We start from the raw sequence: 14,184 nt of genomic DNA, 5'->3' as shown, positions 1-14,184 counted from the left end.
TACAGCTACCACTTCGTCATCACCCGGCATAACAGCCCGTTCGCCGAGTTCCTGATGATGGCGCCCAAAGCAGACCAGGTTCAGCCCATGTTCCATCCCCAGCTGCTGGGCGAACCGGTGCCAGAGAATGGCCGCCTCAAGGCCACGGCCTTGGACAAGCCCGGTTTCGGTGTGGAGCTGAACCCCGCCGTCACCCTGCACCGCCCCTATACGCATTGAACATATTGCAAGGTCATACCCCATGAAGCTCTTGCGCTACGGCCCCCAGGGCCAGGAGCGGCCCGGCCTGCTGGACGCGGACGGCCGGATCCGCGACCTGTCCGGTGCCATCGCCGACATCACGCCCGAGGTCCTGTCCCCCGCCGGGCTCGACCGGCTGCGCGCCCTCGACCCCACGACCCTGCCCCTGGTCGATGGTGGTCCCCGCCTGGGCGTACCCCTGGCCCGGGTGGGCAAGTTCCTGGCCATCGGCCTGAACTATGCCGACCACGCCAAGGAAGCCAACCTGCCCATTCCCGGCGAACCCATCCTGTTCACCAAGGCCACCAGCTGCCTGAACGGGCCGGACGACGACGTCATGCTGCCCCAGGACAGCGCCAAGTCGGATTGGGAGGTGGAGCTGGGCGTGGTCTTCGGCCGCACCGCCCGCTATGTGCCGCAGGACCGGGCGCTGGACTATGTCGCCGGCTATGTCCTGGTCAACGACGTCTCTGAACGCTTCAACCAGAAGGAACGCGGCAGCCAGTGGGACAAGGGCAAGGGCCACGACACCTTCGGCCCCGTGGGCCCCTGGCTGGTCACCGCCGATGAGGTGGGCGATCCACAGGACCTGGACATGTGGCTGGACCTCAACGGCCGGCGCATGCAGACGGGCAACACCCGCACCATGATCTTCGGCGTGGCCGAGCTGATCGCCTATGTCAGCCGCTTCATCACGCTGGAGCCGGGCGACATCCTGACCACCGGCACGCCCCCGGGCGTGGGCGAGGGCCAGAAGCCCGACATGGTGTTCCTGAAGGCCGGGGATGTCATGACCCTGGGCATCGCCAAGCTGGGAACACAGCGGCAGAAGGTGGTGGCGTGGTTCAACCGGGAGGAACAGGCATGATGACAGTGTTTCAAGGCCGCTTCGACGGCCGCACGGCCATCGTCACCGGCGGGGCGTCGGGGCTGGGCAAGGAAACCGCCCGCCGCCTGGTGGCGGAAGGGGCCAAGGTCGCCCTGTGGGACGTGCAGGAGGACAGGGTGGTGGCAGCGGCGGCTGACGTGGGCGCCATCCACACCGTGGCCCTGGACGTGACCGACGCCGCGGCGGTGGAGGCGGCGGCCCAGGCCAGCCACCAGGCCCTTGGCGGCCGGGTGGACATCCTGGTGGCGTCGGCGGGCATCACCGGCGCCACCGTGCCGGTGCACGAGTTCCCGCTGGACAGCTGGCGCCGCACCATCGACATCAACCTCAACGGCCTGTTCTATTGCTGCCGCGCCGTGGTGCCGCTGATGCTGGCCCAGGGCTATGGCCGCATCGTGAACGTCGCCTCCGTCGCCGGCAAGGAAGGCAACCCCAATGCGTCGGCCTATTCCGCCAGCAAGGCCGGGGTTATCGGCCTCACCAAGTCGCTGGGCAAGGAACTGGCGGGCAAGGGCGTGATGGTCAACAGCATCACCCCCGCCACCTTCGACAGCCCCATCCTGGACCAGCTGCCGCAAAGCCAGGTGGACTATATGCGCTCGAAGATACCCATGGGCCGCCTGGGCCATGTGGAGGAAAGTGCCGCCATGGTCTGTTTCATGGCATCGGAAGAATGTTCGTTCACCACCGCATCGACGTTCGATACCTCTGGGGGCAGAACGACTTATTGAATGTTTGGGTACCGGCCAGGCCCGCCATGGGGTCTGGCCGTTCAATACCAGCGGCACGAGATGGTGACTCGCGCCGCTGTAGGCCCCGACTGGGGCCGCCGGAGCGAGTACCGCCAGTTTACGTGAAGGGGCGCGCAGCGAGGACGAGCCTAGGCGGACGGATGTCCGCCGCCCGGCGCATGGTGGCCGCGATTTCCCACGCGACGAGCGCGCCACCCTGTTCGGCGGCACCGCCACGCGCGTCTATCGCCAGGACTGACAAAGAAAAGTATCGGGGAGGAGAGAATACAGATGGGTGCCAATCCCGTATTGGGCGTGTTCTTCCACTGGCTGGGCGGTCTCGCCTCCGCCAGTTTCTATGTGCCCTACCGGGGCGTGCGCAACTGGTCCTGGCCCGTGTTCTGGCTGGTGGGCGGGGTGTTCAGCTGGATCCTGGCCCCCTGGCTGTTCGCGCTGATCAAGACGGAGAACCTGGGGGCCGTGCTGGCCGCCGCGCCCGCACGCACCCTGTTCCTGTGCTATCTCTTCGGCGCCCTATGGGGCCTGGGCGGCCTGACCTTCGGCCTCACCCTGCGCTATCTTGGCATGTCCTTGGGCATGGCGGTGGCGCTGGGACTGACCGCCGCCTTCGGCACCCTGATTCCGCCGCTGGTCAGCGGGGAACTGGTCACCCTGGCCGGGACCAGTCATGGCCTGGTCATCCTGGGTGGTGTCATCCTGTGCCTGGTGGGCATCGCCATCGTCGGCTGGGCCGGTCGCCTGAAGGAGGGCGATGGCGTGGAACAGCAGGGCGTGGCCGAGTTCGACTTCCGGCGCGGCATCCTGATCGCCCTCTTCTCCGGCGTCATGAGCAGTTGCTTCGCCTACGGCCTGGCAGCGGGCGAGCCCATCCGCCAATTGACCCTGGCCCAGGGTACCGATCCGCTGTCCCAAGGACTGCCGGTGCTGGTGGTGGTGCTGGCCGGCGGCTTCACCAGCAATTTCGTCTGGTGCCTGTACCTGATCCTGCGCGACGGCTGCCTGCCGGAGTTCACTGGCCGCCGAGGCCACACCGCGGCGGCCCCGCCTCCCCTGCTGCGCAACTACGCCCTGTGCGCGGTGGCCGGCATCGCCTGGTATCTGCAGTTTTTCTTCTACACCATGGGTGAAAGCCAGATGGGCCGCTTCGGCTTCTCCAGCTGGACCCTGCACATGGCCAGCATCATCATCTTCGCCACCCTATGGGGCTTCATGCTGCGGGAATGGGCCGGGTCCAGCCGCCGCACCCGCGCCGTGCTGGGCTTGGGCATCGCCGTGCTGATGCTGTCCACCTGCGTCATCGGCCTGGGTAACTATTTGGGATCGCTGTAACTGCCTGACGGCCCCATCCCTGTGCGGGGTGTGGTCCCGGGCCGTGTGTGGTCCCGGAATGAAGTGATCTCGAAGATTTGGGCTGCTGCCGGATTGGATAAGGGGCATGGCGCATGGCGATCCCGTCTATGCAGGCTATCTGAACAGATTATCTTTACAGTCTACCTGTATATCTGATAGATAGCACAACATGAATGCCACGCCAAATGATCAGGGGCCTATGCGTACATCGCTCCTGGCGCAGGATCTCCGCGCCCTGATGGGAAAGCTGAAACGACGCTTGCGCGATCAAGCGCATGTCGGGGACCTCACGCCCTCTCAGGTGTCGGTTCTGCTTCGCTTGGAGAAGGATGGCCCCGCCACGGCGTCAAGCCTCGCCCGCGCCGAAGGGATGCGGCCGCAATCGATGGCGCCGGTGCTGGGCGCGCTGGAAGCCGCTGGCCTCGTGAGCGGCGCGCCGGACCCGGCGGACGGAAGGCAGACCCTTTTCTCGCTCACGGAGGCCCTTCGGAAGTCGGTCGAGGAAGGCCGCGCCGCGCGCCAGGATTGGCTGACACGCACGCTCCAGGCGCGGCTTTCCCCGCAAGAGCAGGACGAGGTCGCAAGGGCTGTCGATCTACTGAAGCGGCTCGTCGACGACTGAAAGAGTTCCGCGGCCGACAGCTGCCAACCGCATCGCGACCTTCAAGAGGACATCTCCATGGCGCTGACGACGCTCGACCCCAACACCGCCCTGATCATCGTCGATCTTCAGAAGGGCATTGTCGGCCTCCCTCTCATCCGCCCCATCGATGACGTCATCGAACGGGCGCGGACGCTGGCCGACGCCTTCCGTGAGCGCGGCCTGCCGGTCGTGCTCGTCAACGTCGCCGGCGGGGCGCCGGGCCGAACGGAGCAGCCGCGTCAAACAGGAGCCCGTCCGGACGGATGGACCGATCTCATCCCGGAGCTGAACCAGCAAGCGGCCGATATCGTCGCGACGAAGCGAAGCTGGGGCGCCTTCGCGACCACCGATCTCGAAGCGCAATTGAAAGCGCGGGGCGTCACCCAGGTGGTGGTCGCGGGCGTGGCGACCGGGACCGGCGTCGAGGCGACGGCGCGTCAAGCCTACGAGGCGGGCTTCAACGTCACCCTCGCGCTCGACGCCATGACCGACATACGTCCCGAGGCGCACGAGTACAGCGTCAAGAACATCTTCCCGCGGCTCGGCGAGACCGGCACCAGCCGGGAGATCATCGATCTTCTGCCGGCAAGGGGCTCCTGAAATGCCGGGGCTTGCGCTCGCATCCTATGTCTTCGGCGGCGCCTTCCTGGCGAACGCCATCCCCCATGCCGTCAGCGGCATGATGGGCAGGCCGTTTCAGAGCCCGTTCGCCAAGCCGCCCGGTCAAGGGCTCTCGTCGTCGACCATCAACGTGCTCTGGGGGTTCTTCAACCTGGCCGTCGCCTATGTGCTGGTCTGTCGCGTGGGTGATTTCGGGTTGAAGGATACGACAGACATCCTCGCCCTGGGGGCGGGCGCCTTCCTGATCGCGCTGTTTTCGGCACGGCATTTCGGCCGCTTCCACGGCGGAAATGGGTCGGAGCGTCCATGAAGGCTCCCGCGTGGGGCGCCTTTCGATTGCCACGCAGCTTCAATTATCGCCCGGCAACGCTCAACGCCTTGCGTGCCGCGATCACGTCGCCAAGGCGCGTCGCGAGGGGAGCGACCCTGGCTTTCGCCACGCGTGCGAACAAGACAGCGACGACCCGCTTGGCGCCGTCCGTCAAACGCCGGCCAGCCGTGCGAAGTAGGGCAGCACCTGGGCGTTGTCCAGGCCCAGCAGGGTATCGCCGACATACAGCTCCGTCACGCTCCAGCCCGGTACGTCGGTGGGGCGGATTTCCCCCGCCACCCAGCGGCCGTCGCCACCGGCGATGGCGTCCCGCGTCTCCGCCACCATCTCCGCGGGGCGGTCGAAGAAGATGTGCAGCATGTTGGTCTGCGGCACGGCGGGGTTCAGGCGAATGCCGGGAATGCCGGCCAGGCCCGCCGCCAGATCCAGGGTGCGGCGGTAGCAGGCATCCATCTGGGCCAGCCGCGTCTCGAATCGCATCGCGGCGGTGGCCACCATGGGGCTCTGCCGGACCAGGGTGCCGCCCAGGCGCCGTTGCCACAGCCGGGCGTTGGCGATGAAATCGGCATCACCCGCCAGCACCGCGCCGGCGACGCCGCCGATGCCCTTGTAGACCGAGACGTAGACGGAGGCGAAGCCGGCGGCGATCTCGGCATAGCTGCGGCCGTAATAGGCGCGGCTTTCCCACAGACGGGCGCCGTCCATGTGCAGCGGCAGCTGGCGCGACCGCGCCAACTCCTTCAAGGCCTGCAACTCATCCCAATCCGGCACCTGCCCGCCGATCTCGCGCAGGGGCAATTCCACCAGCAGGCAGGCCAGCGGCTGGGACACGGCCGCCAGGTCGCGGGCCAGGGTGGGCCGGCGGCGGTCGCCCACCGGCACGCCGTGGAAATTGAACAGGGCCTGGTAGGCCTCCTCCTCGTGCAGGGCGAGGTGGGAGGTGTGGGGCATGCCGAAGCGGGGCACGCCGCTGACCTCGGTCCACAGCCGCATGGCGATCAGCTGGGCCATCACGCCGCTGGGCATGAAGGCCGCCGCCTCCTTGCCCAGCAGGCCCGCCACCGTGCCCTCGAACGCGGTCAGCAGGTCGCCCTGGCCGTACTGGTCATGGGTAACGCCGTTGGCGTCGCACCAGTCGGCCACGGCCCGGAACTCCTCCGCCGGGGTCAAGGTGCGGAAGCCGGGGAAGACGACGGGGCAATCCAGGCGCAAACGCTGGCGGTGGGCGGCGAGAGTCCCGACGGGGGCGGCAGGCATCAGCGTACGATCCGGTTTTACGGGGAGAACCCGCTGGAGGATGGCCATGAGGATGAAGGGCGCCACCCTGCGACGGCGCCCTCCCCCGGCGCAACGGCCAAATCACATGCCCACATTTATGCCACAGCGCGGGCAGGACAAGGCGTGACGGAACGGCCGTGACAGCGCACCGGGGAAAGGGCAGCCTGTGCCGGGCCCAGTGGCGTTGACCCCGGCCTTGAGAGGAAACCACCCCATGACCGATCACATCCTGGTCCACCGCATCGCCATCTACGCCCATCACGGCCTGACGGCGGAAGAGGCCAAGCTGGGCCAGCGCTTCTACATCTCGCTGGACTGCACGCTGGATCTGTCGGTGGCGGGCAAGGCCGACGATTGGGATCTGAGCGTGTGTTATGCCAAGCTGACGGCGGCCACCACACGGGTGGCGACCGCCCGGCGCTTCATGACCATCGAGGCGGTGGCGGAGGCGGTGGCCGGCACCCTGCTGGACGAGTTCCCCCGCATCGACACCATCACGGTGCAGGTGGACAAGCCGTCCGCCCCCGTTCCCGCCATCATCGACGGCGTGTCGGTGCGCATCAGCCGGCGACGGGGATAACTCCCCCAAGCGCCCGCCGGACGCGGACCGGGCGGGACCCCGGCGGCCCCGCCCCTTTCCGTGATCCCGGCGGCGCGGCAGGCTCAGGCGACAGCCTCCAATCCCACGCGGCGCTCGGCCCGGCCGTGGACGGCCGCCATCGGCGCGGCGGCGGGGGCGCCCGCCTGATAGCCGCCGCCCTGGCCCCAGCGGTGCACCTGCTGTTCCAGCAGCGACAGGGCCAGCGTGGCGGCGTGGGGCAGTTGGCGTCCCAGGCGGGTCACCAAATCGACGGTCGTGGTGTCGGTGTCGATGTCGCACAGCGGCGTGGCGACCAGGCACCCGTCCTCAAGATCGGCCAGGACGGCGGTGCGCGGCAGAATGGTGGCGGCGCGGCCGCTGAGCGCCATTTCGCGCATGGTGTGGACGGAATTGGTGGTGATGGTGGCGCGCAACCAGACCTGGTGGCGCATCTCCGCCGCCAACAGCAGCTGCCGGATGCGGGTGTCGCGCGGCGACAGGCAAAGATCGTGGGCGGACAGGTCCTGCAGGGTCACCGCCCCGCGCTTGGCCACGGCATGGTCGGGGCGGCTGACCACCATCAGCGGCTGGCGGGCGGAGGTGCGGACGCGCACCTTGGGATCGCTGGGTACTTGAGCGCCGATGGCGATGTGCACCTCATCATCCACCACCATGCGCACCAGTTCGGCGGTGGAGACGGTGTGCAGCGCCAGTTCGACACCGGGGTAGCGGCTTTGGAAGGTCTCCAACACGCCCTGGACCGCCTGGACGGTGCAGCCCTCGCCCACCGCCAGTTCCACCGTGCCCATGCGCATGCCGCGCAACGCCTCCAGCCGGGCGGTGAAGGCCTCACGGTCGGCCATCTGCGCCTGATAGTAGTCGAACACCATTTGTCCGGCGGTGGTCAGCTTGACCGACCGGCGGCCAGTCTCCAGCAAGGGCATGCCCATGGCCGCCTCCAGCTGGGCGATCTGCCGGCTGACGGAGGACACCGCCACGTTCATCTTCTGGCTGGCCGCCCGCATCGATCCATGGATGGCGGTGGCGTAGAAGTACTTCATCGCAACGTCTGACATCTCGCGTCCCTCATCTCTGTTCCGGGCCGGCGGTCGGCAAACCACGGGGCCCGGCTCTGGTGATCACAAGGGGGACGCCAGAGGTCCACGATGGACCCCAACCAAGCGGCGGCTCAGCCCCCATTCGCCTTGCAGTGTATGTGCGCCAACCGCACCACTATTGTCCGGACCTGCACCGATTTGGCGTTAAGCCTTGTTAAATGTTGAATGGCGGCACTTTTCGCGGCGGCCAATATCGCTTCACATCCAGGGGTTTAGAAGAATCGTGCGGCTTTTGTCGATTAATTCTGGACAGATCAGTCTGAAATCTCTATCTGGGGATCATGGCCAGACCCAAGGAATTCGACGGCGCGGTGGCGCTGGCCGCCGCCATCGCCCTTTTCTCCCAGCACGGCTTCGAGGGCACCTCGACCGAGGCGTTGCTGCGCGCCATGAAGATCAGCCGGCAGAGCCTGTACGACACCTTCGGCGACAAGCGGCAGCTCTATCTCGCGGCCCTGCGCCGCTACAACGAGGAGAACGTGACCGATTTCGTCCGCGCCATGACGGCGGCGCCCACACCGCTGACGGGGGTGGAATACGCCTTCATGGCCTTCATCGCCAAGGCGGTGGCGTCCAGCCATCCCAGTTGCCTGGGCATCAGCGCCGTGTGCGAGTTCGGCCGGGCGGACGCGGAGGTCGCGGCCATCGGCGACGCCTCGGCCCACACCCTGGCCCACGCCCTGGAAACCCAGCTGATCGCCGCCCGGGCGGCGGGCGAAATGGCGACGGACGTGGACGTGCCCACGGCCGCCGCCTTCCTGGGCGCCACCCTGGCCGGGCTGAAGGTGTCGGCCCGGGCGGGCGCCGGCGCCGACACGCTGCGGGGCGTGGCCCGCCTGGCGCTGAAGAGCCTGAAGTGACCCCTTATCCTCCTTAAGCGCCATAAGGCCCCCAAGAAGCGCATCCACCCTGATTTTAGACTGTTACATCTGTAACGAATTGGAGATGACATCATGACCCTTCCCTTCGGCGGCAAGGTCGCCCTGGTCACCGGCGGCTCTCGCGGCATCGGTGCCGCCATCGTCCGCCGCCTGGCCCATGACGGCGCCACCGTGGCCTTCACCTACGCCTCGTCCGAGGCGCCGGCCGCGGCCCTGGTGGATGAGATCAAGGCGGCGGGCGGCCGGGCCCTGGCCATCCGCGCCGACAGCGCCGACGTGGTCGCCCTGCGCCAGGCGGTGGATGAGGTGGCGCAGTTGCATGGCCGGCTGGACATCCTGGTCAACAACGCCGGCCTGCTGACCCATGGCCTGGTGGACGACTACCCGCTGGAAACCTTCGATCGCATGGTGGCGGTCAACGTCCGCGCCGCCTTCGCGGCGGTGCAGGCGGCCCTGCCCCACATGGGCAAAGGTGGCCGCGTTATCACCACCGGCAGCGTGGCGGCCACCCGCACCGCCTTTCCCGGCGCCTCGGTCTACAGCATGACCAAGGGGGCGGTGGCGGCGATGACGCGGGGCATGGCCATCGACTTGGCGCCCCGGGGCATCACCGTGAACGCCATCCAGCCGGGCCCCACCGCCACCGACATGGTGCCCACCGACCCGGCCGTGCTGACCCGCCTGATGACGCTGATGCCCATCGGCCGCCTGGGCCAGGACAGCGAGATCGCCAGCCTGGTGGCCTATCTGGCGGGGGCGGAGGCGGGCTTCATCACCGGCGCCTGCCTGACCATCGACGGCGGCTACACCGCGTGATGCCGGCGGCAAGCGTCGTGCCGCCATGGGGGAGACCGAGGACGAGCCAGGCCGGCGTCCGGTGATGCACCGCGCGCAACAAGGGCGGGGTGGGTTGTGAATGAAACCGTCCCGCCCTTCGCTGCCAAATCCGGCGTGTACGCGCCGGTGGCCAAACCCGGGGCCTTGCCCACGCCTCCATGGAGCCCGCATCCCATGTCCGACACGACGAAACCCCACGTGACCCACGCCACCGGCGCGCCGGTGGTGGACAATGTGAACATCCAGACCGCCGGACCGCGGGGCCCCGCCCTGCTGCAGGACATCTGGCTGATCGAAAAGCTGGCCCATTTCGATCGCGAGGTGATCCCCGAGCGGCGCATGCATGCCAAGGGCAGCGGCGCCCACGGCACCTTCACCGTCACGCAGGACGTCAGCCGCTACACCAAGGCCAAAATCTTTTCCGAGGTGGGAAAGCAGACGCCCCTGTTCGTCCGCTTCTCCACCGTGGCCGGCGAGCGCGGCGCCGCGGACGCGGAGCGCGACATCCGCGGCTTCGCCGTGAAGTTCTATACCGAGGAAGGCAACTGGGACATCGTGGGCAACAACACGCCCGTGTTCTTTTTCCGCGACCCGCTGCGCTTCCCCGACCTGAACCACGCCGTGAAGCGGGACCCGCGCACCGGCATGCGCAGCGCCAACAACAATTGGGACTTCTGGACCCTGCTGCCCGAGGCGCTGCACCAGGTCACCATCGTCATGAGCGAGCGCGGCATCCCCCGCAGCTATCGCCATATGCACGGCTTCGGCAGCCACACCTTCAGCCTGATCAACGCCGCCAATGAGCGGCACTGGGTGAAGTTCCACTTCACCTGCCAGCAAGGCATAGAGAACCTGACGGACGGCGAGTCCGAGGCCGTCATCGGCAAGGACCGCGAAAGCCACCAGCGCGACCTGTTCGGCGCCATCGAGGCCGGCGATTTCCCGCGCTGGACCCTGTCCATCCAGGTCATGACCGAGGCCCAGGCCAAGGCGCACAAGCACAACCCCTTCGACCTGACCAAGACCTGGCCCAAGGCGGACTTCCCCCTGATCGAGGTCGGGGTGATGGAGCTGAACCGCAACCCGGACAACGTTTTCGCCGAGGTGGAACAGGTGGCCTTCTCCCCCGCCAACATCGTGCCCGGCATCGGCTTTTCTCCCGACAAGATGCTGCAGGCCCGGCTGTTCTCCTACGGCGACGCGCAGCGCTATCGCCTGGGGGTGAACTTCAACCACATCCCGGTGAACGCGCCCAAATGCCCGTTCCACAGCTATCACCGCGACGGCGCCATGCGCACCGATGGCAACCAGGGCGGCACGCTGCACTATTACCCCAACAGCTATGGCGAATGGGCGGACCACCCCGACTTCGCCGAACCGCCCCTGCCGCTGGAAGGGACGGCCACCCACTGGGACCATCGCGTGGACGACGACCACTGGGAGCAGCCGGGCATCCTGTTCCGCAAGATGAGCCCGGCGCAACAGAAGCTGCTGTTCGAGAACACCGCCCGGTCCTTGAGCGGGGCGGAGGCGGCGATTCAGGAGCGCCACATCGCCCACTGCACCAAGGCCGACCCGGCCTATGGCGAGGGTGTGGCCCTGGCCCTGCGCGCCCTGGCGGTGGCCACCGCGCGCTGATCCCGCGACAGGGGCGGCGGCGGTCGAGGGGCGGTCCTTCCCAAGGAGCGGAGGGCCGTCCCCTTTTTCTTGCGCTGGAGGTGACGGTCCTTGGCGCGGCGGGCGCATGGGCGCGTTACTAAGCCCCGTTTCCTAAAGCGGGACGGGGTGACAGGATGACCGTCCCTTCAGCGCACCCCGGGAAGCTCATGCGTACCTTGCTCGCCACCCTGTTCATGAGTGGACTGCTGCTGTCCGGCGCCGCCACCGGCGCGGACCTCGCCCCCGACGTGACCGCCAAGATCGACGCGGCAGTGACACAGGCGCTGGCGGACAGCGGTACGCCCGGTGCCTCCATCGCCGTGGTGCGCGACGGTACCATCGCCTACGTTCACGCCTACGGCCAGGCGCGGCGGGAGCCGGCGGTGGCGGCGACGCCGGCGCAGCGCTTCGCCATCGGCTCCGTCTCCAAGCAATTCACCGCCGCCGCGGTGATGCTGCTGGTGGAGGATGGCGCGCTGTCGCTGGACGACACGGTGGGCAAGTTCATTCCCAACCTGACCGACGGGGACCGCATCACCATCCGCCAGGTGTTGAGCCATACGGCGGGCTACCGCGATTTCTGGCCGCAGGACTATGTCCCCGCCATGATGGAAAAGCCCATCACGGCCGATGGCATCTTCGACCGCTGGGCCCGGGTGCCGCTGGATTTCCAGCCGGGCGAGGCCTGGCAGTACTCCAACACCGGCTTCACCATCGCCGCGCGCATCGTGGAAAAGGCCTCGGGCCAACCTTTCTTCACCTTCCTCAGCAATCGGGTGCTGAAGCCCCTGGGCCTGGACGCCGCCGACATCGACAAGGGCCCGCTGGGCCCCAATGACGCCGCCGGCTACACCCGCTATGCCCTGGGCCAGCCGCGTCCCGCGCCCAAGGAAGCGCCCGGCTGGCTGGTGGGCGCCGCCCAACTGGCCCTGACGCCGCGGGATCTGGCCCGCTGGGACATCGCGCTGATGGGGCGGAAGCTGCTGAAGCCGGAAAGCTGGCGCGCCATGGAAACCAGCGTGCGCCTGAACAACGGCCAGGACGCGCGCTATGGCCTGGGCCTGACGGTCACCAGCGACGGTGCCGCCCGCCTGCTGCGCCACGGTGGCGAGGTCTCGGGCTTCCTGGCGGAGAACCGGGTATGGCCGGATCTGGGCATGGCCATCGTCGTGCTGGTCAACAGCGACTACGGCGACCCGGCCGGCATCGCCCAGAAGATCGGCGCCCTGTTGCCGCTGGCGACCCAACCCAGCGCTGAGGAAACCGCGACCGCGCGCGCCTTTCTAGAGGGCCTGGCCCATGGCCACGCCGACGCCGCGCACCTGACGGCCAACGGCGCCGCCTATTTCAGCCCGGCGGCACTAGCGGACTATGCCGCGACCTTGGGCCCGCTGGGCGCCGTGACGGACCTGAAGCCCATGACCCGCCGCCTGCGCGGCGGCTTCACCGAGGAGATCTACCAGGCCCACTACGCCAGCCGCAGCGTACGCATCGTCGCCCGCGCGGACGCGGGGCGGTATGAACAGTTCCTGGTCTATGTCGATTAACGACCATCCCACCAGCTGCGGTTGAAGCCGGGACGGGCACTGAGTTAAACTAAGTCGACTTAGTTTAGAGCGGGTCACCTGAAGGCCGAATCGCCTTCAGGCGTGAATCGGCTCGCGGATAGACTGAGCTATAACCGGCTGAGGTTTCGATTAAGCGCGGCCCGCTATGGTCCATAGCCCGGAGCTTTACCATGCGGACAGTCAATATCCACGAAGCCAAAGCCCATCTGTCCCGCTTGGTCGACCGCGCCGCCCAAGGGGAAACGTTCATTATCGCCAAAGCCGGCAAACCCCTGGTGAAGGTGGTTGCGCTGGGGGAGACGGAATCTCGCCAGCCCCGCCGCCTGGGCTTCCTCGCGGGACAATTCCAAATTCCGAACGACTTCGACCGAATGGGCAGTGGCGATATCGCTGATCTTTTCGCCGACGACACGCCGTGAAACTGCTGCTCGACACCCATCTTCTTCTGTGGGCGGCCAGTGAACCACATCGTTTGTCGGCGGATGTCCGCATCCTGCTGGAGGATCTGAGCCAGGACTGCCTGTTCAGTGTCGCCAACCTATGGGAGGTGGCGATCAAGCGGAGCCTGGGGCGCAGATTTCCAGGTTGATCCGCGCCTGCTGCGGCACGGGCTCTTGGACAACGGCTACGAGGCGTTGCCCATCACCGGCAATCATGCGCTGGCTGTCCAGACCCTACCCGCCCTGCACCGGGATCCCTTCGACCGTATTCTGATCGTGGCGCAATATGGCGGCCCGGTCCGGCAGGTCTGACCAGGCATCCCGCCTTACCCCACCAGCCCGTTCAGTTTGGCGTACTGCAGCAGCATGATGGTCTTGGCGTCCACGATGCGGCCGTCGGCCACCATGGCCAACGCCTCATCCAGGGTGGGCTCCAGCACCTCAATGTCCTCGCCTTCCGCCACCAGGCCGCCGCCGGCGCCGACACGGTCGGCGGCGCTGTAGGGGGCGACGAAGAAGGTCAGGCGTTCGGTGACCGAGCCGGGGCTCATGAAGGACTCGAACACCTTGCGCGCCTCACCGATGCGGCAGCCGGCCTCTTCCTCCGCCTCACGGCGGATGGTTTCCTCGGGCGAGGTGTCGTCCAGCAAGCCGGCCACCGCCTCGATCATGGGGGTCGTGTAGCCGGCGACGTAGGCGGCATAGCGGAACTGGCGGATCAGCAGCACGGTGCCGCGCACCGGGTCATAGGGCAGGATGACGGCGCCGTGTCCCCGGTCATAGACCTCGCGCGTCATGGTCTGCCAGTCACCGTCGCGCCGGTGATAGTCAAAGGTAACGCTGCGCAGTTCGGACCAGCCCTTGGACAGGAGACGGTCCTCACGAACGCGAATGCGGTCTTTCATGGGGATGCGCTTTCATAGGGGCCGCGGCAGGGCGCCGGGCTTGATAAGGCAATCATTCTGTCGCAAGACCGGTTCCGCCCGCATCCCCCCGG

General features: G+C 67.5%; 17 protein-coding genes and 1 pseudogene. 15 read left to right on the top strand and 3 right to left on the bottom strand.

All coding sequences use genetic code 11. From position 1 onward, the window contains the following. From FBZ89_RS28685 to FBZ89_RS28655, 7 genes and pseudogenes are all read left to right on the top strand, one after another. A pseudogene (locus tag FBZ89_RS28685) lies at positions 1–219 on the top strand (L-rhamnonate dehydratase); the annotation flags it as partial. A 22-nt stretch (positions 220–241) separates the two neighbouring features. Beyond that, on the top strand, positions 242–1,108 hold the full coding sequence (locus tag FBZ89_RS28680; RefSeq protein WP_145754328.1) for a 2,4-didehydro-3-deoxy-L-rhamnonate hydrolase: 867 nt from the start codon (positions 242–244) through the stop codon (positions 1,106–1,108). After that, on the top strand, positions 1,105–1,860 hold the full coding sequence (locus FBZ89_RS28675) for an SDR family NAD(P)-dependent oxidoreductase (protein ID WP_246172933.1): 756 nt from the start codon (positions 1,105–1,107) through the stop codon (positions 1,858–1,860). The genes FBZ89_RS28680 and FBZ89_RS28675 overlap by 4 nt, the downstream gene beginning before the upstream one ends. A 291-nt stretch (positions 1,861–2,151) precedes the next feature. Continuing rightward, entirely contained in the window at positions 2,152–3,210 is a 1,059-nt protein-coding gene (gene rhaT, locus FBZ89_RS28670) for an L-rhamnose/proton symporter RhaT (protein ID WP_145754326.1), read from the top strand. A 259-nt stretch (positions 3,211–3,469) separates the two neighbouring features. Beyond that, positions 3,470–3,853 (top strand): MarR family winged helix-turn-helix transcriptional regulator, encoded by a 384-nt coding sequence (locus FBZ89_RS28665; protein WP_246172866.1) that lies wholly within the window; start codon positions 3,470–3,472, stop codon positions 3,851–3,853. A 57-nt stretch (positions 3,854–3,910) separates the two neighbouring features. Continuing rightward, positions 3,911–4,474 (top strand): isochorismatase family protein, encoded by a 564-nt coding sequence (locus tag FBZ89_RS28660; RefSeq protein ID WP_145754323.1) that lies wholly within the window; start codon positions 3,911–3,913, stop codon positions 4,472–4,474. Between the two features lies 1 nt (position 4,475). Continuing rightward, entirely contained in the window at positions 4,476–4,805 is a 330-nt protein-coding gene (locus FBZ89_RS28655; protein WP_145754322.1) for a hypothetical protein, read from the top strand. Positions 4,806–4,976: 171 nt separating this feature from the next. Here the strand turns inward: FBZ89_RS28655 and FBZ89_RS28650 are convergent, their stop codons facing one another. After that, complete coding sequence (locus FBZ89_RS28650; protein WP_145754320.1) at positions 4,977–6,083, bottom strand: threonine aldolase family protein; 1,107 nt, start codon at positions 6,081–6,083, stop codon at positions 4,977–4,979. Between the two features lie 235 nt (positions 6,084–6,318). Between FBZ89_RS28650 and folB the strand changes: the two genes are divergently transcribed. Then, a complete protein-coding gene (gene folB / locus FBZ89_RS28645) occupies positions 6,319–6,684 on the top strand; it encodes a dihydroneopterin aldolase (protein WP_145754319.1) in 366 nt (121 codons plus the stop codon). An 83-nt stretch (positions 6,685–6,767) separates the two neighbouring features. Here folB and FBZ89_RS28640 read toward each other — a convergent pair whose 3' ends face one another. Beyond that, on the bottom strand, positions 6,768–7,760 hold the full coding sequence (locus FBZ89_RS28640) for a LysR family transcriptional regulator (RefSeq protein ID WP_145754317.1): 993 nt from the start codon (positions 7,758–7,760) through the stop codon (positions 6,768–6,770). Between the two features lie 323 nt (positions 7,761–8,083). On the opposite strand from FBZ89_RS28640, the gene FBZ89_RS28635 reads away from it, so the two are divergent. From FBZ89_RS28635 to FBZ89_RS28605, 7 genes are all read left to right on the top strand, one after another. After that, positions 8,084–8,662 (top strand): TetR/AcrR family transcriptional regulator, encoded by a 579-nt coding sequence (locus FBZ89_RS28635; protein WP_145754315.1) that lies wholly within the window; start codon positions 8,084–8,086, stop codon positions 8,660–8,662. 93 nt (positions 8,663–8,755) lie between these two features. Further along, complete coding sequence (locus FBZ89_RS28630; protein ID WP_145754314.1) at positions 8,756–9,499, top strand: 3-oxoacyl-ACP reductase family protein; 744 nt, start codon at positions 8,756–8,758, stop codon at positions 9,497–9,499. Positions 9,500–9,694: 195 nt separating this feature from the next. Then, positions 9,695–11,158: a catalase gene (locus FBZ89_RS28625; protein WP_145754312.1), complete on the top strand. Its 1,464-nt coding sequence runs from the start codon at positions 9,695–9,697 to the stop codon at positions 11,156–11,158. A 188-nt stretch (positions 11,159–11,346) separates the two neighbouring features. Continuing rightward, a complete protein-coding gene (locus tag FBZ89_RS28620; protein ID WP_145754311.1) occupies positions 11,347–12,726 on the top strand; it encodes a serine hydrolase domain-containing protein in 1,380 nt (459 codons plus the stop codon). A gap of 191 nt (positions 12,727–12,917) precedes the next feature. Next, on the top strand, positions 12,918–13,166 hold the full coding sequence (locus FBZ89_RS28615; protein ID WP_145754309.1) for a type II toxin-antitoxin system Phd/YefM family antitoxin: 249 nt from the start codon (positions 12,918–12,920) through the stop codon (positions 13,164–13,166). Beyond that, positions 13,163–13,336 (top strand): PIN domain-containing protein, encoded by a 174-nt coding sequence (locus FBZ89_RS28610; protein WP_145754308.1) that lies wholly within the window; start codon positions 13,163–13,165, stop codon positions 13,334–13,336. The genes FBZ89_RS28615 and FBZ89_RS28610 overlap by 4 nt, the downstream gene beginning before the upstream one ends. Before the next feature lie 25 nt (positions 13,337–13,361). Beyond that, positions 13,362–13,499 carry a PIN domain-containing protein gene (locus FBZ89_RS28605; protein WP_145754306.1) on the top strand — a complete coding sequence of 46 codons (138 nt, stop codon included), beginning with the start codon at positions 13,362–13,364 and terminating at the stop codon, positions 13,497–13,499. Between the two features lie 14 nt (positions 13,500–13,513). On the opposite strand, the gene FBZ89_RS28600 is transcribed toward FBZ89_RS28605, so the two are convergent. Then, the gene (locus FBZ89_RS28600) at positions 13,514–14,092 is read right to left on the bottom strand and encodes an NUDIX domain-containing protein (protein ID WP_004274125.1); all 579 of its coding nucleotides are present in this window, start codon (positions 14,090–14,092) and stop codon (positions 13,514–13,516) included. Positions 14,093–14,184: the final 92 nt, after the last annotated feature.

Origin of the sequence: Nitrospirillum amazonense, from assembly GCF_007828045.1 — a bacterium.
GTDB lineage: Bacteria > Pseudomonadota > Alphaproteobacteria > Azospirillales > Azospirillaceae > Nitrospirillum > Nitrospirillum amazonense_C.
Note: the sequence above shows the minus strand (reverse complement) of the source record. Positions and strands in the feature narration are given on the sequence as shown.

Excerpts from the sequence above, each read along its gene's own strand:
- FBZ89_RS28680 (WP_145754328.1), top strand. The coding sequence starts at position 242 with ATGAAGCTCTTGCGCTACGGCCCCCAGGGCCAGGAGCGGCCCGGCCTG.
- FBZ89_RS28675 (WP_246172933.1), top strand. The coding sequence starts at position 1,105 with ATGATGACAGTGTTTCAAGGCCGCTTCGACGGCCGCACGGCCATCGTC.
- rhaT (WP_145754326.1), top strand. The coding sequence starts at position 2,152 with ATGGGTGCCAATCCCGTATTGGGCGTGTTCTTCCACTGGCTGGGCGGT.
- FBZ89_RS28665 (WP_246172866.1), top strand. The coding sequence starts at position 3,470 with ATGGGAAAGCTGAAACGACGCTTGCGCGATCAAGCGCATGTCGGGGAC.
- FBZ89_RS28660 (WP_145754323.1), top strand. The coding sequence starts at position 3,911 with ATGGCGCTGACGACGCTCGACCCCAACACCGCCCTGATCATCGTCGAT.
- FBZ89_RS28655 (WP_145754322.1), top strand. The coding sequence starts at position 4,476 with ATGCCGGGGCTTGCGCTCGCATCCTATGTCTTCGGCGGCGCCTTCCTG.
- FBZ89_RS28650 (WP_145754320.1), bottom strand. The coding sequence starts at position 6,083 with ATGCCTGCCGCCCCCGTCGGGACTCTCGCCGCCCACCGCCAGCGTTTG.
- folB (WP_145754319.1), top strand. The coding sequence starts at position 6,319 with ATGACCGATCACATCCTGGTCCACCGCATCGCCATCTACGCCCATCAC.
- FBZ89_RS28640 (WP_145754317.1), bottom strand. The coding sequence starts at position 7,760 with ATGTCAGACGTTGCGATGAAGTACTTCTACGCCACCGCCATCCATGGA.
- FBZ89_RS28635 (WP_145754315.1), top strand. The coding sequence starts at position 8,084 with ATGGCCAGACCCAAGGAATTCGACGGCGCGGTGGCGCTGGCCGCCGCC.
- FBZ89_RS28630 (WP_145754314.1), top strand. The coding sequence starts at position 8,756 with ATGACCCTTCCCTTCGGCGGCAAGGTCGCCCTGGTCACCGGCGGCTCT.
- FBZ89_RS28625 (WP_145754312.1), top strand. The coding sequence starts at position 9,695 with ATGTCCGACACGACGAAACCCCACGTGACCCACGCCACCGGCGCGCCG.
- FBZ89_RS28620 (WP_145754311.1), top strand. The coding sequence starts at position 11,347 with ATGCGTACCTTGCTCGCCACCCTGTTCATGAGTGGACTGCTGCTGTCC.
- FBZ89_RS28615 (WP_145754309.1), top strand. The coding sequence starts at position 12,918 with ATGCGGACAGTCAATATCCACGAAGCCAAAGCCCATCTGTCCCGCTTG.
- FBZ89_RS28600 (WP_004274125.1), bottom strand. The coding sequence starts at position 14,092 with ATGAAAGACCGCATTCGCGTTCGTGAGGACCGTCTCCTGTCCAAGGGC.